This window comes from Leptothrix mechoopdaensis (SeqCode) (genome assembly GCF_053893855.1).
In genome coordinates, this window is sequence record NZ_CM132699.1 from 2,681,279 (window position 1) to 2,696,553 (window position 15,275).

Annotated in this window: 10 protein-coding genes and 1 pseudogene; 1 reads left to right on the forward strand and 10 read right to left on the reverse strand. The window is 58.7% G+C overall.

The window, feature by feature from the left end; all coding sequences use genetic code 11:
- Positions 1 to 83: 83 nt before the first annotated feature.
- Entirely contained in the window at positions 84 to 848 is a 765-nt protein-coding gene (locus tag ACWA7K_RS11685; RefSeq protein ID WP_456161579.1) for an ABC transporter permease, read from the reverse strand.
- Positions 845 to 1,786: an ABC transporter ATP-binding protein gene (locus ACWA7K_RS11690; protein WP_456161580.1), complete on the reverse strand. Its 942-nt coding sequence runs from the start codon at positions 1,784 to 1,786 to the stop codon at positions 845 to 847. Before ACWA7K_RS11690 ends, ACWA7K_RS11685 begins: the two co-directional genes overlap by 4 nt.
- Before the next feature lie 130 nt (positions 1,787 to 1,916).
- On the opposite strand from ACWA7K_RS11690, the gene ACWA7K_RS11695 reads away from it, so the two are divergent.
- Positions 1,917 to 2,633, forward strand: coding sequence for a TetR/AcrR family transcriptional regulator (locus ACWA7K_RS11695; RefSeq protein ID WP_456161581.1), 717 nt, complete (start codon positions 1,917 to 1,919; stop codon positions 2,631 to 2,633).
- Between the two features lie 12 nt (positions 2,634 to 2,645).
- On the opposite strand, the gene ACWA7K_RS11700 is transcribed toward ACWA7K_RS11695, so the two are convergent.
- The 8 genes and pseudogenes from ACWA7K_RS11700 to ACWA7K_RS11735 form a co-directional block, all read right to left on the reverse strand.
- Positions 2,646 to 3,014: a VOC family protein gene (locus ACWA7K_RS11700; RefSeq protein ID WP_456161582.1), complete on the reverse strand. Its 369-nt coding sequence runs from the start codon at positions 3,012 to 3,014 to the stop codon at positions 2,646 to 2,648.
- Positions 3,011 to 3,520, reverse strand: coding sequence for a GFA family protein (locus ACWA7K_RS11705; RefSeq protein WP_456161583.1), 510 nt, complete (start codon positions 3,518 to 3,520; stop codon positions 3,011 to 3,013). Before ACWA7K_RS11705 ends, ACWA7K_RS11700 begins: the two co-directional genes overlap by 4 nt.
- Before the next feature lie 171 nt (positions 3,521 to 3,691).
- Positions 3,692 to 4,057, reverse strand: a complete 366-nt coding sequence (locus ACWA7K_RS11710) for a hypothetical protein (RefSeq protein WP_456161584.1) — start codon at positions 4,055 to 4,057, stop codon at positions 3,692 to 3,694.
- Between the two features lie 116 nt (positions 4,058 to 4,173).
- A pseudogene (locus ACWA7K_RS11715) lies at positions 4,174 to 7,229 on the reverse strand (type III restriction-modification system endonuclease).
- A gap of 10 nt (positions 7,230 to 7,239) precedes the next feature.
- Positions 7,240 to 9,201 (reverse strand): site-specific DNA-methyltransferase, encoded by a 1,962-nt coding sequence (locus ACWA7K_RS11720; protein WP_456161585.1) that lies wholly within the window; start codon positions 9,199 to 9,201, stop codon positions 7,240 to 7,242.
- A gap of 107 nt (positions 9,202 to 9,308) precedes the next feature.
- Entirely contained in the window at positions 9,309 to 11,198 is a 1,890-nt protein-coding gene (locus tag ACWA7K_RS11725) for an ATP-dependent nuclease (RefSeq protein ID WP_456161586.1), read from the reverse strand.
- 22 nt (positions 11,199 to 11,220) lie between these two features.
- Positions 11,221 to 11,895 carry a DUF4391 domain-containing protein gene (locus ACWA7K_RS11730; protein WP_456161587.1) on the reverse strand — a complete coding sequence of 225 codons (675 nt, stop codon included), beginning with the start codon at positions 11,893 to 11,895 and terminating at the stop codon, positions 11,221 to 11,223.
- Positions 11,892 to 15,167, reverse strand: a complete 3,276-nt coding sequence (locus ACWA7K_RS11735; RefSeq protein ID WP_456161588.1) for a helicase-related protein — start codon at positions 15,165 to 15,167, stop codon at positions 11,892 to 11,894. The genes ACWA7K_RS11730 and ACWA7K_RS11735 overlap by 4 nt, the downstream gene beginning before the upstream one ends.
- Between the last annotated feature and the right edge of the window lie 108 nt (positions 15,168 to 15,275).

Sequence of the window (15,275 nt, forward strand, 5' to 3'; positions counted from 1 at the left end):
TGGCGAAATTGTACTGGCCGGCCCGACCGCCCCTGGCCTTGCAGGGCCGGGCCGGCTGGACACCGACGCATCCGGGGCGCGGTTCAATGCCGCAGCTTGTACCCGCTCGCCAGCAGCCGCAGGCAGACCGTCGAGACGACCGCCAGGCTGCCGCCGACCACCGACAGGCTGAGCCAGGGCGAGACGTCGCTGACGCCGAAGAAGCCGTGGCGGAAGCCGTCGATCATGTAGAAGAACGGGTTCAGATGGCTGGCCGCCTGCCAGAAGGCGGGCAGGCTGTGGATCGAATAGAAGACGCCGGCCAGGAAGGTCATCGGCATGACGATGAAGTTCTGGAAGGCCGCCATCTGGTCGAACTTCTCGGCCCACAGGCCGGCGATCAGGCCCAGCGTGCCCATCAGCGCCGCGCCCAGGATCGCGAAGACCAGCGCCCAGACCGGCTGCGCCAGGCCGGGCGGCGCGAACCAGACCGTCACCAGCAGCACGCCCGTGCCGACCGCCAGCCCGCGCACGACCGAGGCACCGACGTAGGCGACGAACCAGGCCCAGTGGCTCAGCGGCGTCACCAGCAGGAACACGAGATTGCCGGTGATCTTGCTCTGGATGAGGCTGGACGAGCTGTTGGCGAAGGCGTTCTGCAGCACGCTCATCATCACCAGCCCGGGGATCAGGAAGCTGCTGTAGCCGACCTGGTCGTAGACCTTGACGTGGTCCTCCAGCACGTGGCCGAAGATCAGCAGGTAGAGCATGGCCGTCAGCACCGGTGCGGCCACCGTCTGGAAGCTGACCTTCCAGAAGCGCAGCACCTCCTTGTAGAACAGCGTGCGCGCGCCCGCGAGCCGGCTCATGCGGCCTCCTCGGCGATGGCCGGTCGTGCCGAGCCCGCCCCTTGCATGATCTCCAGGAAGACGTCCTCCAGGTCGGCGCGGCCGATCTCCAGGTCCTCCACCCTGACGCCGGCCGCGCGCAGCCGCGCCAGCACCGACTCGACCGCCGCCGCGTCCGGCGCCTTGACCTGCGCGATGCGCCCGGTCACGCGGGCCTGCGCGGCCAGGTCGGACGGCAGCACGTCGTCGGTCTTGAAGCGCAGCATCGTGCTGGCGGTGCCGGCCAGCAGGTTGCTGGTGCGGTCCAGCGCGACCACGCGACCCTGCTTGAGCATGGCGATGCGGCCGCACAGGGCCTCGGCCTCTTCCAGGTAGTGCGTCGTCAGCAGGACGGTGTGGCCCTCGCGGTTCAGCCGCGCGATGAAGCCCCACAGCGTCTGGCGCAGCTCGACGTCGACGCCCGCGGTCGGCTCGTCCAGCACGATCACCGGCGGGCGGTGCACCAGCGCCTGCGCAACCAGCACCCGCCGCTTCATGCCGCCCGACAGCTGACGCATGTTGGCGCCGGCCTTGTCGGCCAGACCGAGGCCTTCAAGCAGCTCGTCGATCCACGCGTCGTTGCCGCGCACGCCGAAATAGCCGCTCTGGATGCGCAGCGTCTCGCGCACGCTGAAGAAGGGGTCGAACACCAGTTCCTGCGGGACGATGCCCAGCGACTTGCGCGCCGCCGCGTAGTCGTCGACGACATCGTGGCCGTGCACGACGACCCGCCCGCTGCTGGCGCGCGCCAGGCCGGCGAGGATCGAAATCAGCGTCGTCTTGCCCGCGCCGTTCGGCCCGAGCAGGCCGAAGAACTCGCCCGGCTGGATGTCGAAGGCCACATCGGACAGCGCATTCAACGCGCCGCGCGGGGTCTGGAAGGTCTTGTTGACCTGCTGGAAGGAAATGGCCGGGTTCATCGGCGGCGGATTGTAGGCAGCGCACCCGAGCGCGCGGCAGCCCGACGCAAACCCCCATGCGAGCGGCCACATGGCGGTGATAGATTGACCGCGCCCAGCACCACCCGCCCCGCCGATCGATCGCCCTGCGATGACCTCCCGCCCGACCCGCACCGACCCGATGCCGCTCGATGGCGAAGCCCGCAGCGATCGTAAGGCCCCGCGCCGCACGGCCGAACGCATCCTCGACCACAGCCTGGCGCTGTTCAACCGCTACGGCGAACCGCACGTCTCCACCACCGTGATCGCCGCCGAGCTGCACATCAGCCCGGGCAACCTGTACTACCACTACCCCGCCAAGGAAACGCTGGTCAACTCGCTGGTCGACCGCTACGAACGCGCGCTCGACAGCACCCTGGCCGATGCCGGCGACAGCACCGACGCCACCGGCGCCTGGCGCCTGGTCCCCGCGCTGCTGCGCCTGGGCTGGGACTACCGCTTCATCTTCCGCGACCTGAACGACCTGCTGACCCGCAACCGCCAGCTCGAGACCCGCTGCCAGGCCGCCCTCGCCCGCCAGACCGCCGCCGTGCGCGAACGCGTCTCCGCGCTGTGCCACCTCGACGGCCACCCCCTCGACCCCGAAGGCGCCGACGCGCTGGCCACGTCCATCGTCGTGCTGCTGACCTACTGGCTCAGCTACGAATACGTCCGCGCCCCCCGCCAGGCCCTCGAACCCGCCAACGCCGAAGCCGCCATCTCACGCGGCACGCGGCAGGCGATGGCCTTGCTGTGGCCGTATCTGAAGGGCGAGCACCGCGAGATGCTCAGGCGCGCCGAGCCGGCGCCCACGCCCCACGCGGGTTGACGGCCGACGGCCTCAGTCGGTGTTCTGCCCGATGCGCCAAAGCACGCCGGACGGGTCGATGAGGCAGAAGTCCTTCATCCGCCACGGCTGCACTTCCATCTCGGTACACCGCACGCCATACCGGCCGATGACGCCGCTGGCCTGCACATGCGCCCACCAGGCCTCCACGTCCGCCACGAGGATGTGCATCATGAAGTTCTCGGCCAGCCCTTCGGCGCAGTAGTCCTGCAGCAGGAAGCTCACATGCCCGAAGTGGAAATACGCCACGCCGCCGCCTTCGGACGCCATCGTGAAACCGAGGTCGCGATAGAACTGCTTGGAAACCTCGAAGTCCCGTGACGGGACAAACGCCTTGATTTCCGTGACGCGGAGGTTGGTCATGACGAGGTCCGGGGCGACGTTTGGGATGACGTGTGGGATGACGTCTGGGCTGTGGCCGCAGACGGAACCCCGTCCGCCCCCGGCGTCTTCATCACGGGGCTCGCCAGACCCTTGCCGTGCAAGGGCACATCCTTCAGCGCCGCCAACCAGGGCATCGCCGACTCACCCCAGAGCTGCGCCACCGGCACCAGCTGATCACGCTGGTCGACACAACCCAGCCGCAGATTCATGACCTTGGGCTCACCATCCGCCTCGGTCGCATACAACTGCGTTCCACACTCCGGACAGAACGCCTGCACCCGCCGATTGCCACTTTCCGCGACCTTCACGTAGTGCTTGGCCGCCCCCGTCATCACGACATCCCCCACCGGCGTCGGCAACACCGCCCGAAACGGCGCCCCCGACATCGTCTGGCAGTCCGCGCAGTGACACACCAGCACCCGCTTCGGGTCGACGGTGGCCGTGAAGGAGATGGCGCCGCAATGGCATTTGCCGGTGATGTGCATGGTGGGGGTTGGTGAAGTTGCAGATTGAGGCTAGCGGCGCATGCAGGCCGGATGCATGGGGTTTGCCCTCAAGTAGCCACAGTTGGATCAAACGAGGGTCTAGACCGGGGGATGCCCTATCACGCCACGACCGGCCGAGTCACGAAGCGCTATTCAAATCGACTACCCAACTCAAACCACGGATCGGCGTTTGAACGCGCCATTCCGATTAAAGAACGCCATATACCTCGGCAGCTTCAGGGCATCACCCTTGCTCAACACCACCTTCGACTCCAGTCGACCAAAGAAAACACGAGATAAGACAAACCGACTATCTGGAAGATTTTCCTCGCGTTCAAACTGATAGGTTTTGAACAAAACTCGCCTCGCCAAGCCTTTACCCGGGCCATCGTACGACGCAACCACGCACTCCTGCCCAACATGGATGACAGGCAACATCCCGGCCTGAGCGCCCGAAAGATTCAAGTCAAAGAACGCTCCTGCGCCATAGATAAGCTCGTGATCGCGCCCATCAAGGTGAATCATGCGAATGACCATGGAGACACTCCGGTGAAAACGGACCAACGAGAACCATCAACTGCTGCGGGAATGACCGAGAACGCGTGCAATCATCTCAGCCTCATCAAGACACCCGGACACAACCCCGCAAAGAGCTACCTGACGATTTGCATCAATTCCTCGAAACTTGTCACTACGCTATACGCCAAGTTATCAGACGCCAATCGATGATTCACGTCATCAAAGAACTTGGTCGCGCATTTGATCTTCACCCTTTCAATTTCACGCAATTGCATACTCGACATCGAGCCCTTGGTCTCGGCCACAAAGTAGACATGCTTGACGGCACCTTCCTTGAAGGCGATGGCCCAATCAGGGTTGTAGTCGCCTACGGGCGTCGGAATCAAGAATCCGCGCGGCAGTTTCGCGTAGACCACGACGTCTGGACTCGTATCCAACTCAGACACGAACTCGCGTTCAATATTTGAATCCGTCAGAACGTAGTCGTAGACATGTCGCTGAAGCTTCTTGCCGGCCCTGCTGAATTCCTGCTTGGTCGTGCCTGCCGTGAAGATGTCCATGTCGTATCGGTCATCCACCGGGTCATAGGCCAAATGTTCGATGATGACCGTGGCCTTCTGTTCATTGATCAGACGTACAGCCTCTGAAATGAAGCCCTCAGGGCTGGTCTTGAACAACGCAAACACCGCAGCATTCATCCCCTTCAGAATCTCGACCACCGCACGACGGGTGAGTTGAGTTCCCTCCGATATCTTTCCAACCAGATCGTACTTGACGACGGAGCCGACCGAACGATACTCGGATTCGACTTCAGTGACCTTGAGTTCGAACCCCTCACCAGAACGGATGTCGTCGTAGGAAACACGTTCCGTCTGTTCACCGCGCTGGATTGTGTACTGCAAAGGCGTCACTCGCAGACCGGCGTTCTTGTCGTTCAGCGCCGCCACGGCCTTCTGGATCAGTTCTGTCTCGTCAAAGCTGACACTGTAGGCAGCTCTTCGGTTGATGTGTTCCCACAGCGCCCTGAACTCTTGTTTGTGGAAGTTGGCGTTGAGCGGGTTCTTCTTGGGGCGACGGTCGTCGCCGATCTCAGGCAACTGGTTGGCACTGAACACGCTGTCAATCAGTTGGAAGACCTGATCCGCGTAGGGTTTCAGCTCTGCAGGCAACTCAGCCAGTGTCTCGGCCTTTTTCGCGTCGTGATACGCGCCCGAAATGCGATCGGCATCATCGGTGTAGTCGTTCTTGAGCAGATACTTGTAGATCTGCCTAGCCAGATGCGGACTGACCTCCACGTTGCCACTGGACGTCTTCAACACCTTGCCAGTGAAGAATGCTTCGTCTGCCACTTTCGGGCGAGCAGACAGCGAGTCGCTGATGTCCCTCTGCAGCGCCGCAACAAAATCCTTGTAGCTCTCACTCGCCACCACGGTGAGCACATTCACGTCATGGACGATGGCCGGATGATCCATGCGGTCGCCCTGCTGGTTGACCGACAAGCGCAGCCCACGACCGACTTCCTGGCGGCGCGACACCGTGTTGTCGCTGTGCTTGAGAGCGCAGATGACGAACACGTTGGGGTTGTCCCAGCCTTCGCGCAATGCCGAATGCGAAAAGATGAACCGCACCGGTTCCTTCAGCGACAGCAGGCGCTCCTTGTTCTTCAAGATGAGGTCGTAGCCTCAACGTCATTGGACAAGCCGACGTTCTCGCCGCGCTTTTCCATGTCCGGGTCGACATCGCGCTTGGATTTCTTGTCGATGGAAAAATAGCCACTGTGCGTGTTCTCGGCGGCGATGCCCTTGAGGTACGCGACGTAGGAAGTCTCGTCCAGGTCAAGAACCTCGTTCAGATACAGGTTGTATTCCTCTTCGAAGATTCGGGCGTATTCACCTTTCTCATCCGGCCGTCCGTAGTCACGATACTTGGCAACCTCGTCGATGAAGAACAAGGTCAGCACCTTCACACCTTGCTGGAATAAGGCCTGCTCCTTGTCGAAGTGAGCCTTGATCGCCTCACGGATCTGGATGCGCCGCAGTGTTGCCTCGGTCACATCACCTTTCGCATCTCCGACTGTGAGCTGGTCGCCATTCGAGAAACTCAAGGTATCCGTATTGGCATCGATATCCGCCACGACAAAGCCATTGCGATACTGGTCCATGCCGTTCGACAGGTCATACAGGTTGTCACCCTTGGACAGCTTTCTGACGACTCGCTTGATGTTGCCGCCGACCAGCTTTTGCTCAAACTCGACACGGGCCTCCGGCGGCTTCTTGCTGGATATCTCGATGGACTGCAGATAGAGATAACCAGCGGTGCCAGCCAAACCCTTGACCGAGATGCCACGAACGGCGATCTTCTTCACCAGCCTCTGGTTGTAGGCGTCCAGCGCATCCAGCCGGTGAATCTTGTTGTGCGTGGTCTTGTGGGTGGCCGAGTAGCGCAGCACCATCAATGCATTGAACGCTTCCAGGGACTGCAGAGTCTGCGCGCCTTCCATCTTCTGCGGTTCATCCAGGATGAGGATGGGCCGGTTTGCGCTGATGACATCAATTGGACGACGGGACTGGAAATCATCCAGTTCTTCATAGATCCGACGATTGTCCGCGCCACGCGCAGCAAATGCCTGCACGTTGATGACCATGACATTGATGCCGGCATCCGACGAGAAGCTCTCCAGGTGGTGCAGTTGCTTGGAGTTGTAGATGAAGAAGCGCGCCTTTTTCTGGTAGGTCTCCAAGAAATGCTCGGCGGTGATTTGAAGCGACTTGGCCACACCCTCACGGATGGCAATGCTGGGCACCACGATGATGAATTTGCTCCAACCATAGTGGCGGTTCAACTCAAAGATCGTCTTGAGGTAGCAGTAAGTCTTGCCCGTGCCTGTTTCCATTTCCACGTCAAGGTTGACGCGGGCAACCCTGTTCGTCACCAGTGCCTCGGACACCGGCAGGTTCTGCCCGCGTTGCACCAGTTGGATGTTGTCCAGAAGGTCAAGATCGGACAGCTTCAGATCCGCGTTCTTGAACCCGGCATCAGAAAACAAGCCTGCGGAAACATTCTTGCTTTGACCTGGATCGATGCGATAGGTTACAGCCTTGGCTGATGCCGGCGGCTGGCCCTTGAAACAATCCACCACGGCTTGCACCGCCGCAGATTGGTAGGCCTGGGTCTTGAACTTGATTTTCATCGCCAGCCCTTCAGATGCATTTCACGTCGGTAGATGGCGACAACTGCTTGAAGATTTGTTCTACATTGATCTTGACCGCACTGTTCTTGAATCCCGCATCGCGGAACACCACGCGCAGCGGCTGCGTCTTGGCCAGTTCCTTCACGAACGCTTCATCGACTCCGCCATGACCGTCGAAACAGGCAGCCAGCGCATTGCTGTCCACGAAGAACACATCCTTGCCTTGAATGGCCTGCTTGTCGATGGGCAGCGCAAGGTCAACGCCCCAATCGAGCATTACTTGGAACAGCAGGTCTTCAGGAGTCCGATCCGGCTTGATGTTGTCGACGAACATGTCGAGGTTGGGTTTCTCCAACATATCGGGTGAATAGAAGATTTCGGCCATGTTCGATGCATCAATCTTCAATGCCCGAAAGCCGATGTCCCCGGCACCGATGGCACCGCCAGAGGAAATTCTCTTTCCGGCCTCTCGCAGACGCTCTCTTGTGATATCGGCAATCGTCGCGAAGCCTGTACGCCCTGTTTCCTCGGGAATCTGTACCAGGATGAATCGTCGTTTGGACCCCTTCGCCCTGTTAACTTTCATGACCGCATGCCCTGTGCTGCCTGAACCGGCAAAGAAGTCAAGAATGATGTCGTCGGGGTTGGTAACCAGTTCAATCAGCTCGGTCAGGACATCGGTATTCTTCGGGAAAGGAAACCAGCCTTTGCCGACGAGTTCTTCGACTTCAAGCGTCGCGGAACGGCCATCACGGTAGAACACGGACGAGTACGGCTCGCTGTCGATCTCAAACAGGTAGCTTTTGCGTGTCGGGATCGTCGTCTCGTCAGGCCCAAAGTGAATACGCGGTGGTGTCTGCGCAAGGGCCCATTTGGTTTTTTCCTCGTCCCACCGCCAACCTGTTGACGGCTTTTTGCATGACTTTCCGGTGACTGGGTGCAGGATGTCGTGGCGTGGCCGAGACTCACGGCCGTCATCCGGGCCAGCAAAGTTATCTGCGAAGTACAGTCCGCGATCATCAGACCAGTTGTAGTGCTTGTGGGCCTTGCGAGGATCTTCACTCGGAAGTTGCTTGTACCAAGCCTGCATTTCTGCCCGGACGGCCTCGTGGTCGCTTCCTAGGCTGGCTCGCAGCTCTGCATACTTCGCCAGTACGAGATCGGCGCCTTCTTTCGGTCGGCGCCAGGGCCCATTGGCAAGCACCGAGTCCTTGTCCCGGACGTAGCAGAGAATGTACTCGTGGACCTTGGCAATCAGCTTCGAATCGCCCTTCTTGGACCGTTGCCAGACAATCTGGCCCACAAAATTCTCTTCGCCAAACACTTCCCCGCAAACCTTGCGGAGGTTATCCGCCTCGTTGTCGTCGATTGAGATAAGGATTACCCCATCATCCCGAAGCAGATTGCGAGCAAGCTTCAGGCGCGGGTAGATCATGGACAGCCAGTCAGAATGAAAGCGACCGTTAGCCTCGGTATTGGCTACAAGTCTTCCACCCTCTGAATCAGTCTGACCGGAATTTCGAAGGTAGTCGCCAGATTCGGAACTAAAATCATCCCTGTATATAAAGTCTTTCCCAGTGTTGTATGGCGGATCAATGTAAATAAGCTTCACCTTGCCAAGGTAAGATTCTTGGAGCAACTTCAATGCCTCCAGGTTATCGCCTTCGATAAAGAGGTTGCGCGTCGAATCAAACTCAACACTTTCCTTGCGACTGGGACGCAGAGTCTTTGCAATCGGCAAATTAGCCTGAAGTAAAGCTTCCCGCTTACCAGGCCACGTCAGCGAAAATCTTTCCGGCGATCCCTCAACATAAACACCTATCAGTTCACTCCTAAGCCGATCAAAATCCACTAAAAGCTTCAACACCCCATCTTCGCCTTTAGCCTCTGTCACGCAACCCGGAAACAGATCGCGGAGTCGCGCGATGTTTTCTTGAACCAGGTCGAGGGAGTGCATTTTGAGCTTGTCCATGGAAATCCTTCGATTGGCAATCGAATCAATAGATATTTATCGTCCGCCCAGACACATTTGAATCGGCGGCGCTTGATCAGCAAAAAGCGTTCGGCATTCAAGCCAACTCAACCCGACTTGGCCAAGCCCCGAACGTTGACGAGAATCTGCTGAAGCATTTCGGGAACAACGCCTTCGGCCTCCAGCGTTGCTTTGCGATATGCGAGCTGGTTCTTTGATAGGTTGATGCCAGCAGCATCTTCAATGTTCTTGCAGGCAGCGCGCCATTCAGGCCACTCTGTTTCAAGAAACGACTCCAGATGGTCATCAAATACTGCAAAATCGTTCGCCACCTGACCTGGCGGGAAATCCTCAGGGCGACGATCAAAGTACTTCAGCAAGGTGTGATTTGCCGCGACATGCCCCTTTCGCTCGCCTTCGATATCCTTTTTCTTCCCAGCCCGCGGAGGTCGGTCCGCGAAACCTCGATCAGCGTCAAACAAGACATACACAGGAATTCCCATAGAAGTCAGGATGGCGTGGACGAGTGGAATGAATGACTTGCCGTTGGCCGGTACGATGGATACGCCGGACGCCTCTAGCGAACCAAAAGCCTCCCTGTCACCCAGGCCATAGAAGATCGCGCATTCCGTTGTACCTTCAACGACGAATGCGCGATTGGAGAATAGCGCTACAGCCAGTTGATCCGAGAAGACGCCGTCAAGTTGACGTTCGACCTTACCGCCATCCATTACACCATTCAGCTTCTTCTTGACGTCCGCCACGGTGGCATGATGGATGGAAACCGGTGGGTCGCGGTCATAGGATCGTGTCAGGCGTCGGACTTGATGAAAGTAGCGCGGCTCCAGGAAATACGGGCTGTGCGTGGCGTAGGTGATCTGCATGCGCTTCCCGGCGTCCTCAGCAAGTGACCTGAGAACCTTCGCGAACGCCTGGGCCTGGATAGGGTGTTGATAAAGCTCCGGCTCCTCGATCGCCAGACAAATGACCCCTTCAGCAGACGCTGCTCCGGACTGCGCCAGGAGTTGCAGCGCGGATATCAGAATCGTGCGCTGAAAACCATGCCCTTGTCGATCGACGGCCGTCGCGTTCTGCCCATCGATGACGGACACCTCGAAGGTAGTGCGCGGGGCCTTGAGTTCGACCTCTGCCGGGGCGACTGTGATGACGCGTCCCGGCGCGTAGGAACTCACCACTTCATTGAGTTTTGTGGTGATCTCGGAAAGCTGACCGGAGAACTTTTCCTCATAAACCCTTTGCTGCTTGATCCGCGATTCCTCGACGATCCGGGCGATTTCAACATCGGCCGCAGTTCGATCGACAGATCGCTCCAGGATTCTGCCGATGATGCTCGACTTTCCATCGATGGACTCTTCACTTGCGCGGAGGTCCGCAGTGACCAAAACGAAGTCAAACAGACCACTCATCTTGCCGCCACTGTTGAATCCAAAGAAGTTGGTCAACAACGTCTCGGGGGCTTCAGCGAGCGAATCGATGTGACTTGTTTCCCACGCCGTCATCACCTGGCTGGCAGCTTCGGTACTGGTCCACGCAGGCAATCCCAGTTCCGGACTCGAAGCGCGCAGTTCGTTGTACGCAGCCTTTTTTTCACTTGCCGCCGACTTCAAACGAATGGCATTGAACGGGGGATAACTCTTCGAGTTCGCCGACAGACTTTCAGTGCCGTCCGGCTTTCGACACTTCCACGCAGTGAATGTCGAGACTCCTTCCGGAGCATATTTCCCCAGGGCTTCACGATCCTTGGCCGTCAGGTTATCGAAAGTGACTTGCACTTCGATATCCTGGTCCACCGCACCAAATGAACAATCCTTGTCGGTCAACTGCCCGGCCTTGCCATTGAAGAACCAATCGACAGCACGAAGGACGGTCGATTTTCCCGCCCCGTTGGGTCCGATGAAGGTCGTGACCATGTCGAATGGAATGGTCACATCCTTCAATGTGCGAAAGTTCTGAATACGTACAGATTGAATCTTCATTTGATTTCGACTCCCTTGCACTTCAAGATTTCAACTCCTGCAATTCTTCCAACAAGCTCCGCAAGTGGCCATTGATTTCCACCTTCCGATTGAATTGTCTCGTCTGCGCAAGGCGAAATCTAGTCTTGGCGATTTCATTTTCCTTGACGATCACCTGTTCCGCACGGCGCACGAGACAATCTATGGTTTCAAGGGGACGGGCCTCGAGTGGCAGCAAGGTTCTGAGCAATTGCGCGTAGAGGCCACCGAGGTCAAGCGCCAGCGGCAGCGCGGTGCGCGCCTCAGTCACAGCCGACCAAGGCGATTCAAAGTACCGGGAACAAACCCAAGTCAGAACGGCTGTCTCGCCGGGCCGCTTGTATGCGGCGACTGCCCGACTCTTGGCCGTCTCCTCTTGCCCATGGGACAGTTCAAAGATGATGGGGAACTGCACGGCGCCGTCGATGCACCTGAGCACGTCGTGATGCAGTTCAGGCGTCTTCAGTTGGATCGCGAAGACCTGTATTTCCGGCACGCCCGGCTTTGCGGCCAGGTTGATGGTCTCCGGAGCCAGCTTGTAGCGCCAGACGATCTGCTCGACCTGATCCACGAACAAGTCCTTCAGTCTGGAGTTTGCTCCACTGTGTTCGTAGATCTTGTTCTTGGGCAGGACGCGGTCGACTTCGGCTTGCTTGGGGAATGCGAATAGAGCGCTCACTCGGGCTCCTGGATCACCAAGAAGGTGATGAGTTCGAAGTCGTCCAGGCCAGAGATGGTGTTGGTCAGCGCCGTGGTCTTGCCCCCGGTGAACAGGCTGTCCAGGTCCTTCTCTTCCTTCACCTCGATCATGGAGCGGATGGCCTGACCTAGCAGGTCGGAGTACACCTGCATCTGCCGCCCCTCGGCCGTCTCGTCATTGAAGAGCTGGGTTACGTTGGTGATGGGCTTGTCCTGGCCCTTGCAGCAGGTGCGAGCCAAGTCCAGAAGGCGCTTCACCTCGGTATGGTCGTGCACCACATGGCCTGCCCGGTCGATGTAGACAAGGTAGTACGGGTGCAGCCGGTTGTGCTGGTTGATGTTGACGCCCGTGTTGAGATTGCGCAGCGTGAAGATGACACCGGGGTGCAAGCCCATGGCGGGTTTGGCGGGCACCACGGCGTGCATGCCATTGGGCACGTTGCCAAGCTCGCCATGCTCCTTGACGTAGTTGAGCAAGTCCATGCGGAAGTCGTTGAGGCCGAGGTCGGTGATGGACACACCGGTCTTCAAGTCTTCCAGCTCGATGACTTCCTCTTGCAGGCGACGGAGCTGCTCCTTGCGATATGACACGTCGTTCGCCTGGGCGGACAGCACGTTGTCATCGCCCGTGGCGGTCACGTCCGCAATCATCATGCGGCTCTCTACCCGGTCCTTGAGATTGATGTACTCGTCGAGGGTGATGTCGGGCCAGTAGTTGACCAGCTGGATGCTGGTATTGGGCGAACCGATGCGGTCCACACGGCCAAACCGCTGAATGATTCGGACGGGGTTCCAGTGGATGTCGTAGTTGATGAGGTAGTCGCAGTCCTGAAGGTTCTGGCCTTCTGAGATGCAGTCCGTGCCGATCAGCAAATCGACCTCGGCGGGCTCGCTTGGCAGCACAACGGCCTTCTCCTTGGAGTGCGGTGAGAACAGCGTCAGCAGCTCCTGGAAGTCGTAGCCCTTTTTCAGCGTGGACTTTGGTGCGCCCTTGCCGGTCACCTTGGCGGTGTGCAAGCCATGTGCTTCTTGCAGCACGGGGGCGAGGTTGGCATAGAGGTAGTCGGCTGTGTCTGCGAAGGCGGTGAAGATCAGCACCTTCCTATTGCCGGGGTTGATCGGGTTGGCGATCTTTTCCAGCACATGCGCCTTGAGATGTTGAAGCTTGGCGTCGTCCTCGGGCGTGATCTTGTTCATCGAGGCCAACAGTGTGTCGATGAGTTCAAGGTCGCCCTTCAGGTCGCGTTCCCACGAGGGAAGGTCCATGTCTCCGAGACTGATCTTGACCTTGCCACCGATATCTCCGGTGTGGTCGTCGAGGATGGGCAGTTCGTCGTCGTCGCCTTCGAGGTTCGCCAGAACCTCGGTCAAGTCACCCACGCTGGCTGACGCGCCCGAATGGTTGAAGGCGGCGATCTTCGCCAGGGTGCCGTGGTGGTTGCGGCGCAAGGCGTTCAACGTCAGCCGGAACGATTCGACTGAGCTTTCGAGCCGCTTGAGCAGGTTCACCGTCATCAAGGCCTGCAAGCCGGTCTCACGGTCAGCCTGTTTGAAGGTCTGTTTGTTGGCAACCTTGGTGTCGTAAGCCTCTTCGTATTTCTTGAGCCGGCTGGGCAGGATGTAGCTGATCGGTGCGTACACCGCCAGCTTCAGCAAGGACAGCTGGGCAAAGATGTCATTGAAGCCCATCACGTCCGTGCGTGCAGTCAGCGAGGCGTGATAGGTCAAGGGCTTGCGGCGCTCAGGAAACTGGCCGATGTCCTTGGTGTCGTAAAAGGTCTGGATGTGTTTGCGCGAGCGTGCGATGGTCACGCTGTCCAGCAGCTCGAAGAAATCGAAGTCCAGTGAGTCGAGGATGGCGCGCGCAGTGCGCTCTTCAGGGGGCAACTTGGCCCAGTTGTTGAACGCGGTCTGCGCGCCGCGGAAGATTTCTTCGACGCTCTTGTCCGTCTTGAGCTTCTTGCTGAGGATTTCGGAGTCGCCTTCGTAGGCCAGCGCCAGCTGATTGCGTAGGTCTGCAAATCGGTTGTTGACCGGGGTGGCCGACAGCATCAGCACCTTGGTCTTCACGCCCTCCTTGATGACTTTGTTCATCAGCTTCTGGTAGCGCGTCTCCTTGTCCTTGTAGGCGTCGTTGTTGCGGAAGTTGTGGGACTCGTCGATGACCACGAGGTCATAGTTGCCCCAGTTGATCCGGTTCAGCGGTGTGCCGAATGATTCGCCGCTGGTGCGGCTGAGGTCGGTGTGGCAAAGAACGTCGTAGTTGAAACGGTCCTTGGCGAAGATGTTGGTCCTGAGGTTGCGGTTGTAGTTGAGCCAGTTGTCGGCCAACTTCTTGGGGCACAGCACAAGAACCGACTTGTTACGCAGCTCGTAATACTTGACGACAGCCAGCGCGGTGAAGGTTTTTCCCAAGCCTACGCTGTCAGCCAAGATGCAGCCGCTATAGGTTTCCAGCTTGTTGATGATGCCGGTGGCCGCATCCCTCTGGTAGTTGAAGAGCTTCTTCCAGATCAGCGTGTCCTGATAGCCGGTGCGGTCGTTGGGGAGCACGTCCTCGTCGATCTCGTCCAGGAACTCGTTGAAGATGTTGTAGAGCATCAGGAAGTAGATGCTTTCGGGCGAGTTCTCTTGATACACCGAGGCAATGTGTTCGCAAATCTGCGCAGTCACGTCCTCCAGTTTCTCGGGGTCGTTCCAAATCTGGTCGAACAGGCTGAGGTAGGTGGCGGCAAACGCGGGCTCGTCCATCTTGTTGACGAAGTTGGACACCGCGTTGCCTTGCTGGTAGCCCAAGTCCACTGCAGTGAAGCCATGAAGCGGCATGTAGGCCGTGTTTGCGCCATTGGCCTGAACCACGGCGAATGGCTGCATGGGCGCCTTGGTGCAATTGCTTTTGAACCGGGCCTTGCGGCGAATCCAATCGGCGCACTCCTTGGCAATGGCCCGCTGCGTCAGCTTGTTGCGCAGCTGAATCTCAAACTCGCTGCCGTACAGGCTGCGCTCGCGGTCGAGCTTGGGGATGTGGAATTCCCTGCGCTCTTTGCGAATCTTGTCGGTGACCTCGCTGGCCGTGAAAGTGGGTGAGGTGAAGATGAAGCTGAGTTCGTCGATCTTTCCCAGTTCAGCTTTCAAAGCCTCAAAGGCGTACATCGAGAAGCACGAAGCGGCGACCTTCAGCTTTGCCTTCGGCTTCAGCGTTGCCTTGAGGTCGTCTCCCAGCAGACGGGTGATGTTGTCAATCAGTTCCATGACTCTCGATGGTCCTCTCCCTTGACTGGCACTGAGTTCCAGTTTCGCTGTGTCGAGTATGCCAAGGAGCCCTTGAGAATCGATATATCTGCCAACAACATCACGACC